Raw genomic sequence first — 19,258 nt, 5'->3', positions numbered from 1 at the left:
CAGAACCTGTTCACATTCAATCTTTCTGTATCTCATCTTCCGAATCAAAGGGGCATGCACACAGTTCAAAAAGTGCTTCTTCTCCTGTGCGAGACCCCCGTGCAATCAGCAGATCACCAGCATTGACAACTGTCTTGGAACTTGGTCTATATACCCACCTATTCTTTCTTTTGACTGCCATAATATACACTCCGGTTTCAGTTTCAAGCTTCAGTTCTTTGAATGATTTTCCAACAATTGGTGAACAGCTTTCAACCTCAATTTTTGTAATGATCTCATCTGATCCCCTCACAGCCAGTGCAATTACAGGATGAAGTTCTATATCTCTTAGTACACTGTCTGCAATTCCATAAGCTGCACTGGCTATTTTGAGTGATGCATTCCCAAGGTGCAACAGTCCTCTGAGCTGATTTACATCAGGTACATGCTTTGCAGTTTCAAGAATCCAGTGTTCCAGATTATTTTTCATGGACTCCATTTGAGACTCAAGTGACCTGACCTCATATGCAATATCTTCATTATCAAATAGCAGTGCAGAATACGCCAGTCCTACGGAAAGCTCAGCCATATTTTTCATTTCAACAATGATATCAACAGCCATTTCAAGATCATCCAGTGTTTTAATATGATCTACTTCTCTGTAAGTATATTTTTTATTGGAGGCCAGCTCAATAAAAAGTGGCACTCCTTCATCATGGCCTCTTGCAAAAAGAACATCATTAGGACGTATGCGGGTCTCATGGCTGGGGCTATATATCCATTCATTGTTTCGACGTATTGCAGTGATCCACATACCAGTTTCAACATCCAGTTCAATCTCCTCAAGTGTCTGGCCGTTCATGATCGAATCCTCATGCACGGTTACGCGAATAATAGTTTCTTCTGCTTCCCTAAGAGCGAGTTTAAGTTCAAATGGAATTCCCATATCAAGAGTAACAATTTTTGCAATATCGACTGCTGCATTTGAAATATCTTCTGCAGATGATGAGACTGTAAGGGCACCTGCCATTGCTTCGGCTTCCTCAACTCTGCGGGCACTGAGCATAGCTACAATCTTCATGTGATAATCTAAAATATCCATGATCTCTTCCAGGCGTATTACTTCTTCTGCAATTTCTTCATCGTCATACATCATTGCAGAATATGCCAGATCAACCATCAGCTCTGAAGTGTCTTTCATTTCGATAAGCAGGTCTTTAAGGTTGTGTGGAGTGTATTTAATTTCTTTTGGATACATGGCCATTTTCCTAGTTTTCTTTTGTTTCCTATTTTATCATTATTTCTTTGTATTCTTTATATTCTCTATTATTTTCTTATACTACCTGAAGTATATTCAGTGCCATAAGGATTCCTGCAACACCCACGATATCTCCAAGTGTAGCAATAACCGGGATTACTGTATCATCCGGATCAAGTCCATATTTGTACGAAGCAAACGAAATTATCACAGTGAAAAAAAATACTATTATAAGTTCAATCAGGCCTGCTATATAGCATATCTTCAGCAAAACCAGATAGTCTACCTGGTGACCTAAAAGTAAACTTACCAACCAGACTGTAACACTCAGAGAAAATAGGGCGATTACGCCAACGATACTGACTCCCAGAACACTGTTGCGCACAACAGGATTTTTGAATATTCTTCTTTCAAAGCCTAAATGAAAGGCTGATGCAAGTCTTGCTCCCAGTATGCTTCCCGTATCTCCTCCTATTTTGATCAGTGCAGGGATCAGTATGAGTAATGCTGGCATTGATACAATTCGATCGATCTCTGCATTAAGCATCTGTCCGGCAGCTATTCCTGCCAGGGCTGTTATAAGAAGTACAGGTGTGCTGCTTCTGATAATTCCTGTAATTGTGTAATATGTCATAACAGGAGCACCACCTTTGCGGCTACAAAAAGCATGAACATGGACACAATGTCTCCTATTGTCGCTATTGCTGGTGTAACTATATTATCCGGATCAAATCCGAATTTGAACATACCAACTGCAAGAAGTGCAGCTACAAGTGCCAGAACCAATCCTGACAACACGCCTGCAATAACGGCAATGGTGGTAAGAATGATAACACCTGCACTTTCAAGTCCCAGAGCTATGGTAATGTAATGTCCTACGATTCCCAGGAACACAGACATCATGAAGCTTAAAAGAAGTGATCCTGAGATATTGTTCAACAGTTCAGGATTTCTATCAAGTTTTGTGATCAAACCCAGGTGTATTGCACTTCCAAGCCTTGAACCCAGGGTGCATGAAATGTTACCTCGCAGACCCAGTACAGCAGGTGCAATAACAATAAGTCCTGGAATCAATTCAATCTCTTCAATCATTCCTGAAAGTATTATTCCTGCAGCAACTCCGCCAAACGTTGCAATAATTTCAAATGGCAACGCCTCACTTACAATTGAACTGACGCTTGCATATTCTCCAAGGTATTCTTCTATGACCTCGGCCATTTCATCATCAGATGGATCTGCTTTATGTGACAATGGGCAGAATATTACTTTTAAGTATAAAAATAGAGTGGCATCTATGAGAATAAAAGTTGTTTATAATGGATGAACGAATTTTCGAAATGATTAAAAAAGGATATATATAACTAATTACATTTAGGAGTTGCATCTAATAAACCAGAGTGATTCCAAATATATCTGGGATCAGGAACGGTTAAATAGCAAAGATAGCAGTATCAATCAAATAAGGGCCCGTGGTCTAGCTGGTTATGACATCGCCTTTACACGGCGGGGATCCTGCGTTCGAATCGCAGCGGGCCCACTGTTTTTTGAATTTTTTATATAATTATTTTTAACCTAGTTAAAAAATTTGTAAAGGCATTTTTTTTGCACTTAAATTAACTTAAGAGGTAAACGTCTGTAAAATTAAAAAATACTGAACTAATATTTTATTTGCAGCTGCAAACCAGTTAACCAATTTGATAATGAATATTAGCCAGTTACGTATGACTAAATATAGTAATTTGTTATTTGTACCAACTTTATTTTAAAACGGTATGATTACCATGAGACACTACAGAAAAACTATAATGTGTATGATAATTTTTGTTTTTATTTTTTCAATATTAACTGCCGGCTGCCTGAGCCAGCAAGGAAATGTTGGAGGAACAGATTCAGACAGCGTTTTACGCGTAGCCCAGACATTTGGACCCTCAAACACACTTGACCCTGCCCACAATTGGTATGGATGGTATATGAGACAGGCTGGCATTTATCAAACTCTGTTCAGTTTTGATGAAAACATGGAAATGGTGCCTGAACTTGCAGTTGGATATGAAGCTGTTAATGATACTGCCTGGAAAATTACACTCAGGGACGGAGTATTGTTCCATGATGGAACATCCATGAATGCTGATGCTGTGGTTTATTCTATCAACCGTGTTTTGAATCCTGATAATTCGCGTAGTGGTCAATATGATTTTATAGAAGATGTGTATGCAATAGGTGACAGTGAGGTAATGTTAATTACACATGAACCATATGCTCCAACCATTGCAAGTCTTACTGATCCAATTGTTTCCATTATAAGTCCTCAAATAGATGATATATCAAGAAAAGCTTCTGGTACAGGTCCTTTTATGCTTGAGTCTTTTATCCCCAATACTCGACTTGTAGTGACTAAAAATGAAAATTATTGGGGAGCAGAACCTAAAATTGATAGAGCTATTATTGAATATGTACGTGATCCTATGACCCGATCTATGAAGCTGGAGGCAGGTGAAGTACATCTTGCAGATAATATTCCTGGTTCTGAAGTTGCACGTCTGAATGCAAAAGATAGTATAAATATACTAAGTGAGGAAACTCCCCGAACTGCACTTATGTTTGTCAATACCAATAGGGAACCACTTAATGATGTTCGTGTAAGACAGGCTATAAGTTATGCTATTAACAGACAACAGGTTGTAGACACTGCACTTGAAGGTGTTGGAGGAACTCCTGCAGTCGGATTATTCCCCTCAATTTTCAAGTGGTCTGGCAATGATGAACTTGAACCCTATACTCACAATCCTGAAAAGGCCCTAGAACTGCTCAAACAGGCCGGAATTGAAGATACGAGTGGCGATGGTTTACTTGAATATAATGGTGAACCATTTAGTATAAAGATAACAACCCATACTGGTCGTGAGGAACTAAGACCTGTTGCAGAGGTTATGGCAATCCAGTTGAATGATATTGGAATTAAAAGCAGGGCAGTGATTCTTGAAAGTGGGGCCGTAAATGCTGATTTGAATAATGGAGACTTTGATCTTGTCCTTCAATCATGGGGTGTAGCTCCAACAGGTGATCCTGATTATTTCCTGAATCAACATTTTGCTTCTGGGAATACCTATACAAGATGGACCGGTTATTCAAATTCAGATGTGGATAAATGGCTGGAACTTGGAAGAACTACATCAGATGAAGATCAAAGGATGGAATATTATTATAATGTTCAGAAACAGATACACGAGGATTGCCCCGAGTTATTTGTATTTTATTACAATAAAATAAATGGTGTATCTGATAATGTTGAGGATTATGTCATTTATCCAAATGATGTCACCTTCTTAACCGAGAATATCTATTTGAAGAATAGGTGATCGTCTTGAATGTAAAAAAACATATTGAGGAGTACTGGGATTGGCGCAGTACAAGCTATGCCAACGGCGCTACAAATCTTGGAGATGAGGAAAGAGAGCTCTGGAAACAGAGCCTTTCTCCATATATAGGTAATGAGCCACTAAGAGTACTGGACGTAGGTACAGGTCGAGGTTTCTTAGCTTTACTTCTTGCGGAAATGGGACATGATGTAACAGCTGTTGACATCTCACAGGCTATGATCAACGAGGCTACAAAGGAATCAAAGTCAAGGAACTTGAATATCAGATTTTTTAAAAATGATGCTGAAGATCTTCCGTTTGATAACGATAGTTTTGATCTGGTGGTCAGTAAATATCTTCTATGGACACTTCCTAACCCGGATAAAGCTCTGGAAGAGTGGAATCGAGTTTTAATTACCAATGGTAAAATATTAGCCATTGACGGTAACTGGTTTGATCCATCATTTACTAAAAAAGTCAAACGCAATCTAAACAGGCTAATCCAGAAAGTAATGTTTAAAGATCCCACTTCTGGTGTTATAAGGCAAGGTAAATTTAAAAAACATTATTCAGCCTTCAATGATTCCTTGCCTCTGTACTCGAATGTTCGCCCTGAAAGTGTTCAGCCATTTTTTGAAAAAGCGGGATTTTCAAATATAAGTATAAATCCTCTATCAGAAATACGTGATTATAATTTAAAACAGCTTAATCCAATTATCAGACCACTCCAAACAGATGTAGCATTTCTGGTCAGTGCTATATCTTCATCCGAGGAAAAATAAATATGCTGAATTATTTACTACGAAGGGTCATTTTTCTTATTCCAACCCTCTTTTTAGTTTCATTGATAAGCTTTTCAATAATTCACCTTGCTCCAGGAGATCCTGCTGAACTATTGCTCACAGGACCTGACGGAGCTGCAGATCCTGAAGTAGTAAAACAGTTTAGTGAGAAAATGGGATTTGATAGACCATTTCATGTTCAATATGGAATCTGGCTAAAAGAGGTACTTTCCGGCAATCTTGGATATTCTTATATGACTGGTCAGCCTGTAGCGGAGGCCATTGTTCATAAGTTTGGAGCAACTTTCAAATTAGCTATTCTGAGTATGTTTTTTGCACTTATGATCGCCATTCCTGGCGGGATTATTGCAGCTCTTTCAAACGGCACATGGAAAGATGACCTGAGCCGAATGATTTCTTTGATTGGCGTGTCAATTCCAAATTTCTGGCAGGGATATTTGATGATACTTGTATTTGGATTGATGCTAAATCTCTTTCCGATAGGTGGATATGGTGAAAATGGAGATCTAAAGCACATGATATTACCAGCATTGACCCTTGGTACATCCTCTGCTGCTATATTAATGCGGTTGATCAGGTCAAGTCTTCTTGAAGTACTTGATCAGGATTATATCCGGGCTGCCAGAGCCCGCGGTCTTCCAGAGCATATTGTTATTGGAAAACATGGATTGAAAAACGCTTTTATACCGGTAGTGACTATGTTGGGGTTAAGTTTTGGCTACCTCCTAAATGGATCAGTAGTAGTTGAAACTGTATTTGCCTGGCCAGGTATAGGTAATTTAATGGTAAGTTCTATTCTTCACAGAGACTATCCTATGATTCAGGGCACCCTTCTATTTGTTGCAACAATATTTGTTACTATTAATTTGCTGGTTGATCTGTCCTATGCTTATCTTGATCCAAGGTGGAGGTATGATGAAAATAATAGTTAACAGAAGCATGATCATTGGAATCATACTTACTGGAGCTATGGTTCTTCTTGCTGTTTTTGCTCCATGGCTAGCCCCCCATGATCCAAATAAAGCAAATCTTGATGAGAGATTATTATCTCCTGTTTTAACACTATCCACCGAATATCCATTTGGTACAGATCACCATGGAAGATGTATATTCAGCAGAACTTTGTTTGCAACCCGACTCAGTCTAATAATTGGAATTTCAGTAATAGCAGTATCTCTTGTAGCTGGAACAATAATGGGCTCTATAGCAGGTTATACAGGAGGAATTATAGATGAGATGATAATGAGAGTTGTTGACGCTTTCCTTTCATTTCCAGGGTTGTTTGTTGCTCTTGCTGTAGCAGGAATATTTGGTGAAAGTATTGTAGGCCTTGTTATAGCTTTATCTATTGTGGAATGGACACTATATGCCCGAATTAGCCGTGGCTCTGTAATATCTGTGAAACACATGGAATATGTATCAGCATCAAGATTGATGGGTGCAGGCCCATCTCATATTTTCAGGCACCATATATTGCCTCACATTACCTCTCCGCTCTTAGTAATTTCCACTTTAGGTATGGGATATGCAATACTTGCAGCTGCGAGTTTAAGTTTTCTGGGGTTTGGTGTGTCATCATATCCTGAACTTGGTATGATGGTCAGTGACGGAAGACATTTCTTACAGGCAGCACCACATATTATGTTCTTTCCTGGTATGTTTATTGTGATTATAGTCCTTGGCTTTAATTTCCTTGGAGATGGTCTGAGGGATATATTTGATCCCAGAGATTCAAAAGAGAGATGGAGGTTATTTTAAGTGTTAAACATGAAGGATTTAAAGATTAGCTTTCCTTCAAAGGAAGGATTGCTGATACCTGTTGATTCTGTTGATCTGGAAATATACAGAAAAGAAACTTTTACAATAATTGGCGAATCTGGATGTGGTAAGTCACTTCTTGCGAATTCTATTCTTGGTCTTCTTCCAAAAGATGCTCAAATATCAGGGAATGTATATCTTGAAGGAAGGGATCTCCTATCACTTCCTGAAAGCTCGTTGAAAAAAATCAGAGGAAAGAAAATAGGTATGGTATTTCAAAATCCTTCCACTTCCCTGAATCCTGTATTTACTATGCGCTCTCAACTATATGAGATTCTGAAATATTCCGGAAAGCCATCATCTATAAATAATCTGATCTATCTTACAGGTAAAGCTGGAATTCGTGATCCCTTACACAGGCTTGCACAGTATCCACACCAGCTTAGCGGAGGACTGAAACAGCGATTTACGGTTGCTTTTGGAATTGCCACAGATCCTGATATATTGATTGCAGATGAACCAACTACGGGACTTGATATTACTGTAAAAATGCAACTGGTTGAAATGCTGTCCACTCTTCATTCAGAACGCTCGATCTTGCTGATAACCCATGATCTGGATGTGGCTTATAAATTATCAGATCGCATTGCCGTAATGTATGCAGGTGAATTGGTAGAGATCTCGGCAGCTGATAAGTTTTTTAATGAACCCCTGCATCCATATTCAAAACATCTGCTCGATTCCCATCCATCAAGAAAAATGAAACCAATACCTGGAAATGCACCACATATTGGACAGAGAATAAAAGGCTGCAGATTCAACCTCCGTTGTGCATGCTCCTCTTCACTATGTTCTCAGCATCATCCTGAAATGAAGCAAATAGATAAAGATAGATATGTGAGGTGTCTGGCATTTGCTTGAGGTAAGTGAATTAAATAAAAGTTACTCATCTGGTAATATTTTTTCCAGAAAAAAGAAAGTAAAAGTGCTAGAAGATATTTCATTTAGTATTAGTAAGCATGAAACTTTATGTATTGTAGGAGAAAGTGGCTGTGGAAAGACTACACTGGCAAAGTGTCTTGTAAATCTTGAAAAACCAGATTCTGGAAAAGTTATTTTGGAAGATACAGATATTACTTTTCCAGATAGAAATCTTAATTCCTTTGTTTCATCAAATATTCAGATGGTTTTTCAGAATCCAGATACATCACTCAACCCTAAAAAGCGCATATATGATATTATGGCTGAACCACTGATTTTGCAGAAAAGGCCAAAAAAAAATTTCAGGAAAATAATACTTGAAGTTCTCGACCATGTTGGACTTTCAGAGAAACATTTGATGAGCTATCCTCATCAGCTTAGTGGTGGACAGAATCAAAGAATAGCAATAGCCCGTGCAATTATTCTTCGCCCCACTCTATTGATTGCAGATGAAGTCACATCTGCACTTGATGTATCTATTCAGGCACAGATTATTCATCTGTTAATAAAATTAAAAAAAGAGATGGGGATGACGCTTATATTTATTTGTCATGATCTAATACTTGTTAAGAGAATAGCAGATCGTGTAGCAGTTATGCAGGAAGGAAAGATAGTTGAAATCAATACCAAGGATCAAATTTTTCACAAACCACAGCATCAATATACACAGAAACTGGTAAATGATATGGAAAAACTGTCAATGAAATTACCAGAATCAGATAATTTATCCAGTTCACCGGAATTTAAAAAAATAGGATTTGCTATACTTAATTGTAAGAGACAATATATCCACATATTTGGCACTAAAGAATATTTTTCAGTCAAATATAATAAAAAATAATTCAAATCGGTGTTCACAAAGAACTTGTGGCTTTACAGCCAGTGTCACCAATTCAATTTCTGGAGTCGCTGATCTAAATAATATGGTGAAAATTCTCTATTTTGAACTTACAAAAGTAGAAAATGACTGGATTGAGAAATGCGGCTTGATGCTCACAGAATATTCTGGTAGTGCAGTTTGTTTGAATACTGTTTCAACCGGTACTCCACTTATTGTATATTAAACGCTAGGAATCAATTAAATGTTTACTATTCTGTTTAACTGCAATAAACAGTAAACCATTTATGTAACAATGACAAATCTGATCTGAATTTATTGTATTGATATAACGACATTTGAAAACCGGGAGAATATTTAATGAAATACTGGCAGCCAGAATATGAAACAATGAATCATAATGAGCTTGATAAATTGCAACTTGACCGACTAAAGAAAACGGTTGCCAAGGTATATAATAATGTTTTGTTCTATAGAAATAAATTTGATCAGGCAAAAGTTACGCCTTCTGATATCAGATCACTAGATGATATTTCAAAGCTTGCGCAAACAAAAAAATCTGATCTTCGGGACAATTATCCATTTGATCTGTTTGCAGTACCAAAAAAAGAAATTGTGCGGATACACTCATCATCAGGTACAAGCGGAAAGCCCACTGTTGTTGGATATACATCCCAGGATATCGCGAATTGGTCCGACATTATGGCCAGAAATATGGTGATGATCGGTCTTACGAAGGATGATGTATTTCAGAATTCAGTAAATTACGGACTTTTTACAGGTGGGCTTGGATTTCATTATGGTATTGAAAAACTTGGTGCGATGGTGGTCCCAAGTGGTACAGGTAAAACTGCAAAACAGCTGGAAATGATGCTTGATTATGGGGTCACAGGACTTCACTGTACTCCATCATATGCTCTCTATCTTGCTGAAACCGCACAGGAAATGGATATTCTTGATGACCTGTCATTAAGAATTGGTTGTTTTGGAGCAGAACCCTGGTCATCCAATACCAGAAAGGAACTTGAAAGTACTCTGAACCTGAAAGCTTTTGATTCCTATGGTCTATCTGAAATGTATGGTCCCGGAGTTGCTTTTGAATGCGAGGAGCAGGATGGTCTTCATATATGGAGTGATCATTTTCTTGCAGAGGTTCTGGATTCAGAGGGTGAACCAGTTTCTGAAGGAGAAAAAGGTGAACTTGTTCTCACCTCACTCACAAAGGAAGCTCTTCCGCTTATCAGATACAGAACAGGAGATATTACACGACTCCTTGAGAGCGAATGTGCCTGTGGACGTACAACCCATAGAATATCAAGAATGCTTGGAAGGGCTGATGATATGCTGATTGTCAGAGGTATCAATGTATTTCCTTCCCAGATAGAAGAAGTTATTGTTCAGATTCCTCAGATAACTGATCAATTTCAGGTAATACTTGACAGAGGCAGACATCATCTGGATGAAATAATGGTGCGTGTTGAACTTGAAGACGATGCATTTACAGGGGAATTAAAAGATCTTGCAGCTGTACGCAGACATGTTGAGAATGAATTGAAGAACATTCTCAGCATAAGAACAAATGTGGAACTTGTTGAAAAAGGAACTATTCCACGAACAAGTGGTAAATCTCAAAAGATAGTTGATCGAAGGAACGCTTTATGAATTGATTTCCTGGATGTGGTGATAATGAAAAAGTACAGTATACTAAGGGGATATGTTGAATATTTTGAAAAAAGTATTGAAAAAGAAGGTGATCCTCATGTTCTGGATTCATATCATCAGGACGGTGTATGGTATCTCTATCGCTCATTTGAAGCTTTTGAGGATGAAATGTCTTCCCGTGAAAGAGAAGATGATCCGATTCCCAAAAACGAGCTAATTATAGAACACTGGAAAAAATATCCCTGTATAGGATGATCTTTTAGTCAGTATGAATTATACCTGGTATATGTTTTCAGATCTTTTTGTGACAGATACTTAAACCATTAGAACAAATTAATATCTCAGGAGGATTACATGGCACATATTATGGAAATGCTGGGGAAGACACGTGTTGTTGTAGAAGATGGAAAAGTCATTGAGATCGGCGAACCTATGATTGAATGGTGTCCTATATTTGACAAGGTTCGCGGAATCAGACAGTTCACGCCGGAAGAAGTTAAAAAGAATGTTGAACTGAGGATGAAGGATTTTGGTTTATTTACCAAAGAAAGAAAACTTGATCAGCCTGTTTTTGTCGGCTTTGGTGTAACTGAAGTAATGATGACCGGGCTTGAAAGGGACATGCTCGATACTACAGTGACAGTATGTGATGGTGCGGGTACTGTTATCACCAGCAATCCCTCTCTGGTGCAGGGAATGGGAGGAAGGATATCAGGTCTTGTAGAGACCGAACCAATCGATGAAGTTATAAATAGAATTGAGAGCCTGGGGGGAATAGTACTTGATCCTTCGACTGCAAAGATTGATCCTGTTGAAGGCGTCAAAAAAGCAGCATTATTGGGCTATAAGAGAATTGCAGTTTCTGTTATAGATTTAGATACAGCTATCAAACTGCATGAGGTAGAATCTGAAAATGAAATTGATTTAACTGTTATCGGTGCACACCTTACTGGAATTGATATGGAGGATGCCAGAGAACTGGTTAAACATCTGGATATAGTCACAGCATGCGCATCAAGGTCAATTCGTGATATTGTAAAACCTCTTGTCCAGGTAGGAACCTCAATACCACTGTTTGCTATTACGAAGAAAGGAAAGGAACTCCTGCTGGAGCGGGCGAAAGATATTGATTCTCCTATCCTGCTTAATACAATGCCCCTTCCATTCTTCCCTGAACAAAAAAAGCCCCGAACTCCAGTTTGAAACTGAAACCTTTGATCAGGTTATCTGATCAAAGTATTTCTTCATCCTCAAGTTCCACGTCAAGAACTTCCAGTTTCTGAACCTTTCCCCCGGAATCATAGCATCTCCAGCTGTTTTCATCATAAGGATAGCCTACAATTATGTGATATTTCCCGGTTCTTGCAAACATCTGCAGGTCTGCATTTGAAGGATTTATGTTTGGCCCAGGATGACTATGTACCGAGCCTGCAGATTTTACATTTGGCATCATGAAAAGCTTCATGACAGCACTTCTATCAGTTGATTCTGTTCCCGGAAGTATCAATACTTCAGATATGATCTCATCACGCGCCTGAAGAAGACCTGCAAACTCATATGGATGCGCAGATTCACTGACCTTCAGGATAAATTCGAGAGTATCTTTTGCAATTCCCTGTATTTTCATTATTCTAATAATTATCGAGCTAACTATTAAGTATTTAGGAAATAATTGGTCGAAATATCATTTTCTGTATTTATTCCAATGATCAAGATCATGTGATCAATAAAAATATCACTCCGGCTATTATTGCTCCTGCAATGGTAGATACAAGATTAACTCCACTATTTGAGAGAATATTGTATTTTTGTAATGTGGCACCCAGTAAGCTGTCAACATTTGTACCCAGCAATCCACTCAGTGATGTTACCATTATTGCAAGAAGAATGCTTTCTGTTAATCCAAAAGCAACAGCCAATATAGCAATGATCGCACTTCCGGCTAAAGCTGCCATTTCTCCCAGAAATGAAACGGCACCATCAGCACCAGGTTCTGTAACTTTGAAATTTGTAATCATACGTGGCTTGCTACTTGATGTTGTCCCAATTTCACTTGCTAGTGTATCTCCGGTAGCAGTAGCGACAGCTCCCAGATACGCATAAACAATAAGTTCACTGTGCTGTGGAAAAATACCATAAGATATTGCAAGTGCAAGAGCAGCTATACTGTTACTAAATACATTGTCATATGTTCTGACTCCTCCTTTTGACTGTGCAATACCAATTGACTCTTTGTACCTGTATCTGTATTTTGTGAACGCACCACCAAGTATGAAGAAAGTAAGAAGAAGCACAAACCATAATATATTGCTAAAAACAATGATCAATACTCCCAAAAGTGTTGCACTGATGAGTGCAGATATGTCTGCAATTCTGACTCTGTATGCCATATATGCAAGGAACAATGAAAAGAGGAGTGCTCCTGCAATTTCATATGGTGAAACAGTATATCCAAAATCAAAGAACATCCACATTACCATGCTTGAACTTAGAGGTACTGAAAACATATCGTCAACATTTGAAGGGATTGATTCAAACAGGGCACCGGTCATAGCTCCAATTACTGAAACAAAAATTATTATATTATATGGTACTGAACCGCTTTCATTATATATTATCCATGAACCTGCTAGAAAAGCTGCTATGATTGCTGCTGCAAGGAATCCAGTGGTTGAAGGTAGATTGCAGTATCTGCAATTCTTCGAATAGATATTTTGTATAGAGTGGTCAATATTATCCATTGATCTGTGTTTTGATTCTTTGTGATCGTTTATAATAGAAGCAGCACAATCTCCAATTATAGATAATCCAAATGCAGATCCAATTATAAATAAAGGAAGAGAGTATGGAGTAAGTTCCAGCACTAAAGAGATGATAAGTAAAATCAGTACTGAAAGGAACAGGTGATGAATATTTGAAATAATACTGTTGACCCTGGAGGGAGTGCGTTCATGATCATCGAACAGTTCATTGCTTACAGTAAAATAGAGTTTTTGATTTCCTGAAACCAGCTTGACAGCTAAAAATATTAAGGTAAATAATATTATCAGGCCATGTAGACCTATAAATGGAAATGTCAGCAGTACAAGTAGACCAGAAAATATCTGCAATATATATCGCTTTGATCGTTTATACATTTCTGGACACCTGTAAATCACTATACACTCTAAGGCTTATTTATCAATGGGCTGTGAAAAAGATACTGCTGCTTTCCCGATTTTTTTGACCGAGGAATTGAATCCTGCTTCTTCAAAAAGCATTTTCCAATCATCTTCCATAAATTGTGGTCCATGATGATGGCCCATTGGATCAGCTGCAATAAGTATCCCATCATCTGTAAGTATTCTTTTTATTTCAGATATTGCAGCAGGAATGTCAGTTAAGTGATGAAGCATAAAAAAACATGTGGCAACATCGATTGATTTACTTTTGAAGGGTAAATTATATACATTTGCTGTTTGAAACTGGGAATTTTCTATTTTAAGGATCATGGAATTCATTTTAGATTGTCTTACCATATTATCGGATATTTCAACACCATAAACGGATGCTTTTGGGTTATGTTGAGCGATCTCCATTGTTATGGAGCCAATTCCGCATCCAATGTCAAGGATATTTGTGCCGTGGATATGGGGTATTAGCTCCTTCATTAACTTTTTTCTTGTATTTTCAATGTCTGATATTGGAAATTGTGCTTCCTTTTCATCAAACATCGTGTATGGTAAAATTGTATATACGCTAGATGAATTTTCTGCAAATAGGCCCTTTACATATACTATATTTTCTTCAGATTTCAAAAATTTGACAATAGAAATTCCTGCATTCTGTGAAAATCTTCTGTTCCACTCATCCTTTTCTTCAGAATAGCAGATTGTCAGTGGATCATGGATTATAATATAATGTGAATATTCATCTGAAAACAAAGATTTGACATATATATCATTTTTCATTTCAATGGCGCTGACACAATCCTTCCAGAATGCCAGTATTTTCAGTGAATCTTCATACGCATGATTGAAAACGGTTCCAATTGCTTCAAATTTCATATATATATGCAAATCATTTCAATGAATAAAAAGATGTTTGTTTTTTATTTATTTGCAGAGGGGAATCTCTGATAGGTAATATATTGTTCCATTCTCATATTTCAATATGACCGGATGTACCAAAACTCCTTTGTTTGTGGCAAGTTCAAACGATCTGGAAAATTCCGGATCAATTATGTTATTTGGGGCAAAGCATTTTGACTCTGGTCTAAAGATAAGTATCAGAAGAAGTGCTCTATCCCCCATTTCAACTATCCTGATCAGTTCTTCTATATGCCTTTTTCCTCTGGATGTCACTGCATCAGGAAACAGAGCAGTATTTTTTTCTGCCATTGTGCATCCCTTTACTTCTGTCCATATCTTTGAACCATCATGATTTAATATAAGGAAGTCCAGCCTGCTATCTCCAAATCTTTTCTCAGACATCACTTTTTCAATTTTACCTATTGATGGTATCATGTCATTTTCTATAATGTATCGGGCTATCATGTGATGATATCCTGAATTTACCAGTATCCACTCATTTTTCACTCTGGCTGCAATGAGCTCCCAATTTGTTTTTCTATTTTTCCCGTTTCTTTTTTTCAGTAATAGCTTATTTCCAGGATATAAAATGTTTTCAAGTCTTCCAGGATCCCTTATATGGACCATTACATTTTTTAAATCACAATCTGGAATGTCAACTGTTCCAAGAAATCTGTTATTACGTTCTATAAGTATTCCTTCAGCATCCCATGATATATCTATAACTGGTATTTTTTTCAGTTTGCTCATTGCTGCTTCCTTCATCTGTATAAGGATCTGTGTATTTATTCCTTTTTTGAGAGCTTTCTTTAAAATATTCGGATAAATATGTCACCTATCAAAATCTTATTAATATTTTAAATTAATTATTAATTTGAGGTAAATTCTATGTCAGAGAATTTAGCTGAATACAAAAAGAAAAGAGATTTTAATAAAACTTCAGAACCATCCGGAAATCGCACTGAGGAACATAAGTATCCAGTATTTGTTATTCAAAAACATAATGCACGTAATCTTCATTATGATCTCAGACTTGAAGTTGATGGTGTATTGAAGTCATGGGCTGTTCCAAAAGGACCTTCTATGGATCCTTCTAAGAAACGTCTTGCAATCGAAACTGAAGATCATCCCATTGAATATGCTAACTTTGAAGGTGTCATTCCTGAAGATGAATATGGAGGTGGAACTGTTATTGTGTGGGATAAGGGAACCTATGAGAACATAAATGAGAAAGACGATAAATTGATCTCAATGAAGGATTCTATCAAAAAAGGTCATGTTAAAGTCATTCTCAGTGGTGAGAAGGTACAGGGAAAATTTGCACTTATAAAGTCATCTGGTAGAAATAAAGGCCAATGGCTGCTTCTTAAAATGAAAGGTGAAGATATCAGTACAGATCATAATGGAGATATTTTAGATATTCGTCCTGAGTCTGTCCTGAGTGGAAAGACAATTGAGGATATTGAAAAGATTTAGGATTAAAAGATAAGGCAATTTTTCAATTAAATAGTAAAATATATTTTTTGGTCAGAAGCTACTACTTTTCAGTATGATTAGATGAAGCCAAAAATTTTTGATATTCCATCAAATATGAACTTCAGACTCATTAATGCTATGACTACCAGTACAAATACTCTGAACCTCTTTTCTGAAATCATATTGACTATATTCTTTCCAATGAAAGAACCTATCAGAGCTATAGTGAACAGTACAGGAATGTAGATGTAATATTGTGATGAAAGATATCCTTCTGAAAGGTAGATAGAAATTCTTATGATATCTATTATAAATGAAATTGAAGCAGCAGTTGCAATATAAACTGATTTTTCAAGTTTGAAAGATGTAAGAAATGCGCTTTTTATGATACCTCCAGTACCTATTATACCTGAGATAAAACCTGAAAGTATGCCTCCTGCTGTACTGTTAACTTTACTTGCTTTAACAGAGAATTCGGGATTCAGGACGGATATAAGTACATATGTAAGAAGAAAAGCTCCAAGAAAAAACTCCAGAAATTCTGAAGAAATGTATCTGACAAGTATTGCTCCAATAAATGTAAAAATAACTCCAGGAATTCCAAAGAGGATCAGCAATCTTTTGTTTATGCTTTTATGGAAGAATATTATTCTTCCAGCACTGCCAGAAAGGTGAAAGAATGCTACCAGTGTTAATGTCGTTCTAAAATCGAACAAAAAAAGTGCAAATGTCATCAGGATAGTTGACGACCCAAAACCTGCCATTGTTCCAATTATTTCAGCAAGAAAAGCAACAAGAAGAAAAACAAGCTCATCCATCAATTAGTATATAGACGCTAATTGCTAAAATAGTTCACTTTTGATATAATTAAATGGAAGTAAAAATGAGGGATGGAATGCTTCCCTCATTTTCTGTTCTGTGCATATGCGACGAGTGCGTCTTTTACTCCCCATCTGAATGCCACAACAATAGCAATACCCCAACCAAGAGGCATCAAGAATGCATACAGAATTCCCGTATCGATTAACATTGTATCCAATGCAATTAGAATCACTACCAGGAATAGGAATCCTCTAACAAGCGGAACTATAAAATTAGCACCTTCAACCTTCATTTCTGTGATAGTGTTTTGGATATATCTCATGAAGAAATCAACAGAAACAATACCCAGAACAAGTATCAGAACACCAAGAATAACACGTGGAAGGTATGCTGCAATCATGATCAAAAAGTCTGTGATCATTGGAAGCTGCAGAATGTTCAGTGCTGCAATTATAAATATCAGATAACCAAACAATTTTATTAGTCCGGTTATAATTCCTGCTGCAGTTGTGTTTGTAGCTTTGATAGGCCCTCCTATAGCACTGCTTTCAATTCTTTCATTTACTCCTGTAGCTACTAGAAGTTTGTGTCCTGTATTAGCAATAAAATCAACCACAATCAGACCTACAATCAGTACTACCAGAGCTGCAACTATAAGTGGAATATATGCAAGTATCAATGTTATAAAGTCTGCAACCACTTCTATATTTAGATAATCTATGATTATTGCAGCAAATACTATGTAGACAAACCAGCGAATAACGCCATCAAAAAACGCAACCGTGGTCATTCCTGCTTTATTTATAATATCTCCAAGGGATGTTTTATCAATGAGATTGTCAAGACCTATTTTGTCCAGAATTTTTGACCCGATCTTGCCCAGAGATCTTCCTGCAATCCACCCTACAATAAGTAATACAATAACAGCAACCACTATAGGAATGGCTGCTATCATCTGATCTACAGCAAGCATTAAGCTATCCATTACAGTCATATTTAACCCAACTCCTTTTAGTCAATTAAATTTATAACATGGCTCCACATTAATCAATTCTAAAATTGAAATTGATCAGTGACTCCTATAACTAATTCAATATTAATTTGGAACCTTATATATAATTAAGAACTTGGTATCAGAATCTGCTATTCAGATTACAATTTTGAATTTATTTTGTAATTTATATGGTCTGTTATGGACACATCCATTTGTAAAAAAAACTTTCACTGTGCTCAGTGCAGATATATATAGGACTATTGCGTACTATTGTATGCCTCTCAAAACTAACAGACAAGAGGCTTGAGGTAGATTCGTATGAACATAAAAGCAACTGCAGAAAATATCAGAAATAAATTCATTGAACTTGATGTAGATATACCTTTAGAAGAAATCGAAGAAAGATTGAATAAACTGGTAACTAAATTTAAAGTACCTGAGGATGAAGCTCAGCGCAGTGTTGTTAATTATTTTCTTAAAGAGCATAACATCAGTAAGAATAAGTTCTATTCAGGGCAGTTTGAAGTGCAGCAGATGAGCATAGATGAACTGAATGAAGATGGGAAATGGGTCACAGTCAAAGGAAAAATTGCACAATTATGGGAAAATTCGCATGAATCAATTTCTCAGGTTGGACTGATCGGTGACGAAACAGGTGTGATCAAATTTACAAAGTGGAAAAATGCAGATCTTCCTGATGTTGAAGAGGGAAAAAACTACCTGTTCAAGAATGTTGTTGTGAATGAATGGAACGATAAGTTTCAGATAAATCTCAATCGTACAAGTTCTATAGAAGAAATTGAGGATGAAATTGAGATTGGAACTTCCACGGTTAGTTTCACAGGTGCAATGGTTGATATACAGGTAGGCTCTGGCCTGATCAAAAGATGTCCTGAATGTAATAGGGCCCTTACAAAAGGAGCATGTACCGAACATGGAAAAGTGGAAGGTGTCTATGATCTAAGAATCAAGGCAGTTTTTGATAACGGGTCTACAGTACAGGAAGCCATTATCGGACGTAAACTTACAGAACAACTTGCAGATATCACACTCGATAATGCCATCGCGATGGCTGCTGATGCTCTTGATCAGGGAGTTGTCATGGAGCACATTAAGGGTAAGCTGAATGGTCGTTATTACTCAATATCAGGTTCAAAGATGGATCGATATATTCTGGTAGATGAGATAACAAAGGGATCAAAACCTGATATAGGAATGATCGATGAATTGGTTGCAAGAGCAGAGGCGGTGGTATAAG

The 19,258-nt window shown here is 37.1% G+C and carries 21 protein-coding genes and 1 tRNA gene; 13 read left to right on the top strand and 9 right to left on the bottom strand.

Annotated features, from left to right (window positions below; translation table 11 throughout):
* Positions 1-16: 16 nt before the first annotated feature.
* From MZHIL_RS05610 to MZHIL_RS05600, 3 genes are all read right to left on the bottom strand, one after another.
* Positions 17-1,237, bottom strand: a complete 1,221-nt coding sequence (locus MZHIL_RS05610) for a potassium channel family protein (RefSeq protein ID WP_013898401.1) — start codon at positions 1,235-1,237, stop codon at positions 17-19.
* A gap of 76 nt (positions 1,238-1,313) precedes the next feature.
* Positions 1,314-1,871 carry a magnesium transporter gene (locus MZHIL_RS05605; protein ID WP_013898400.1) on the bottom strand — a complete coding sequence of 186 codons (558 nt, stop codon included), beginning with the start codon at positions 1,869-1,871 and terminating at the stop codon, positions 1,314-1,316.
* Entirely contained in the window at positions 1,868-2,455 is a 588-nt protein-coding gene (locus MZHIL_RS05600; protein WP_157209697.1) for a magnesium transporter, read from the bottom strand. Before MZHIL_RS05600 ends, MZHIL_RS05605 begins: the two co-directional genes overlap by 4 nt.
* 245 nt (positions 2,456-2,700) lie before the next feature.
* Here MZHIL_RS05600 and MZHIL_RS05595 point away from each other — a divergent pair.
* From MZHIL_RS05595 to MZHIL_RS05550, 11 genes are all read left to right on the top strand, one after another.
* Positions 2,701-2,774: transfer RNA gene (locus MZHIL_RS05595), tRNA-Val, on the top strand.
* Positions 2,775-3,042: 268 nt separating this feature from the next.
* Positions 3,043-4,596 carry an ABC transporter substrate-binding protein gene (locus tag MZHIL_RS05590; RefSeq protein ID WP_245527526.1) on the top strand — a complete coding sequence of 518 codons (1,554 nt, stop codon included), beginning with the start codon at positions 3,043-3,045 and terminating at the stop codon, positions 4,594-4,596.
* Positions 4,597-4,601: 5 nt separating this feature from the next.
* On the top strand, positions 4,602-5,378 hold the full coding sequence (locus tag MZHIL_RS05585; protein WP_013898397.1) for a class I SAM-dependent methyltransferase: 777 nt from the start codon (positions 4,602-4,604) through the stop codon (positions 5,376-5,378).
* A gap of 2 nt (positions 5,379-5,380) precedes the next feature.
* Positions 5,381-6,331: a nickel ABC transporter permease gene (nikB, locus tag MZHIL_RS05580; RefSeq protein ID WP_013898396.1), complete on the top strand. Its 951-nt coding sequence runs from the start codon at positions 5,381-5,383 to the stop codon at positions 6,329-6,331.
* Positions 6,312-7,157 carry an ABC transporter permease gene (locus MZHIL_RS05575; RefSeq protein WP_245527525.1) on the top strand — a complete coding sequence of 282 codons (846 nt, stop codon included), beginning with the start codon at positions 6,312-6,314 and terminating at the stop codon, positions 7,155-7,157. Before nikB ends, MZHIL_RS05575 begins: the two co-directional genes overlap by 20 nt.
* A 9-nt stretch (positions 7,158-7,166) precedes the next feature.
* Positions 7,167-8,078 carry an ABC transporter ATP-binding protein gene (locus tag MZHIL_RS05570; RefSeq protein WP_245527524.1) on the top strand — a complete coding sequence of 304 codons (912 nt, stop codon included), beginning with the start codon at positions 7,167-7,169 and terminating at the stop codon, positions 8,076-8,078.
* On the top strand, positions 8,071-8,979 hold the full coding sequence (locus tag MZHIL_RS05565; RefSeq protein ID WP_013898393.1) for an ABC transporter ATP-binding protein: 909 nt from the start codon (positions 8,071-8,073) through the stop codon (positions 8,977-8,979). The genes MZHIL_RS05570 and MZHIL_RS05565 overlap by 8 nt, the downstream gene beginning before the upstream one ends.
* Before the next feature lie 82 nt (positions 8,980-9,061).
* The gene (locus MZHIL_RS10535) at positions 9,062-9,202 is read left to right on the top strand and encodes a hypothetical protein (protein WP_157209644.1); all 141 of its coding nucleotides are present in this window, start codon (positions 9,062-9,064) and stop codon (positions 9,200-9,202) included.
* A 134-nt stretch (positions 9,203-9,336) separates the two neighbouring features.
* On the top strand, positions 9,337-10,638 hold the full coding sequence (locus MZHIL_RS05560; protein WP_013898392.1) for a phenylacetate--CoA ligase family protein: 1,302 nt from the start codon (positions 9,337-9,339) through the stop codon (positions 10,636-10,638).
* A gap of 24 nt (positions 10,639-10,662) precedes the next feature.
* Positions 10,663-10,893, top strand: coding sequence for a hypothetical protein (locus MZHIL_RS05555; RefSeq protein ID WP_013898391.1), 231 nt, complete (start codon positions 10,663-10,665; stop codon positions 10,891-10,893).
* A gap of 99 nt (positions 10,894-10,992) precedes the next feature.
* Entirely contained in the window at positions 10,993-11,841 is an 849-nt protein-coding gene (locus MZHIL_RS05550; RefSeq protein ID WP_013898390.1) for a methanogenesis marker 8 protein, read from the top strand.
* 28 nt (positions 11,842-11,869) lie between these two features.
* Here MZHIL_RS05550 and MZHIL_RS05545 read toward each other — a convergent pair whose 3' ends face one another.
* The 4 genes from MZHIL_RS05545 to sfsA all read right to left on the bottom strand — a co-directional run bounded on the left by MZHIL_RS05545 (position 11,870) and on the right by sfsA (position 15,458).
* Entirely contained in the window at positions 11,870-12,265 is a 396-nt protein-coding gene (locus tag MZHIL_RS05545) for a Mov34/MPN/PAD-1 family protein (RefSeq protein WP_013898389.1), read from the bottom strand.
* A gap of 88 nt (positions 12,266-12,353) precedes the next feature.
* The gene (locus tag MZHIL_RS05540) at positions 12,354-13,775 is read right to left on the bottom strand and encodes a TIGR00297 family protein (protein WP_013898388.1); all 1,422 of its coding nucleotides are present in this window, start codon (positions 13,773-13,775) and stop codon (positions 12,354-12,356) included.
* A gap of 36 nt (positions 13,776-13,811) precedes the next feature.
* Positions 13,812-14,684, bottom strand: a complete 873-nt coding sequence (locus tag MZHIL_RS05535) for a class I SAM-dependent methyltransferase (protein WP_013898387.1) — start codon at positions 14,682-14,684, stop codon at positions 13,812-13,814.
* 48 nt (positions 14,685-14,732) lie between these two features.
* Positions 14,733-15,458: a DNA/RNA nuclease SfsA gene (sfsA, locus tag MZHIL_RS05530; RefSeq protein WP_013898386.1), complete on the bottom strand. Its 726-nt coding sequence runs from the start codon at positions 15,456-15,458 to the stop codon at positions 14,733-14,735.
* Between the two features lie 138 nt (positions 15,459-15,596).
* Between sfsA and MZHIL_RS05525 the strand changes: the two genes are divergently transcribed.
* Positions 15,597-16,184 carry a DNA polymerase ligase N-terminal domain-containing protein gene (locus MZHIL_RS05525; RefSeq protein WP_013898385.1) on the top strand — a complete coding sequence of 196 codons (588 nt, stop codon included), beginning with the start codon at positions 15,597-15,599 and terminating at the stop codon, positions 16,182-16,184.
* Between the two features lie 77 nt (positions 16,185-16,261).
* On the opposite strand, the gene MZHIL_RS05520 is transcribed toward MZHIL_RS05525, so the two are convergent.
* The gene (locus tag MZHIL_RS05520; protein ID WP_013898384.1) at positions 16,262-17,002 is read right to left on the bottom strand and encodes a sulfite exporter TauE/SafE family protein; all 741 of its coding nucleotides are present in this window, start codon (positions 17,000-17,002) and stop codon (positions 16,262-16,264) included.
* Between the two features lie 86 nt (positions 17,003-17,088).
* The gene (locus tag MZHIL_RS05515) at positions 17,089-18,000 is read right to left on the bottom strand and encodes a mechanosensitive ion channel family protein (protein ID WP_013898383.1); all 912 of its coding nucleotides are present in this window, start codon (positions 17,998-18,000) and stop codon (positions 17,089-17,091) included.
* A 318-nt stretch (positions 18,001-18,318) separates the two neighbouring features.
* Here MZHIL_RS05515 and MZHIL_RS05510 point away from each other — a divergent pair, with 318 nt between their 5' ends.
* Positions 18,319-19,257: a replication protein A gene (locus tag MZHIL_RS05510; protein ID WP_013898382.1), complete on the top strand. Its 939-nt coding sequence runs from the start codon at positions 18,319-18,321 to the stop codon at positions 19,255-19,257.
* Position 19,258: the final 1 nt, after the last annotated feature.

Origin of the sequence: Methanosalsum zhilinae DSM 4017 (assembly GCF_000217995.1) — an archaeon.
GTDB classification, from domain to species: domain Archaea; phylum Halobacteriota; class Methanosarcinia; order Methanosarcinales; family Methanosarcinaceae; genus Methanosalsum; species Methanosalsum zhilinae.
The sequence above is the reverse complement of the archived record's forward strand: the minus strand, read 5'-3'. Positions and strand labels throughout refer to the sequence as shown.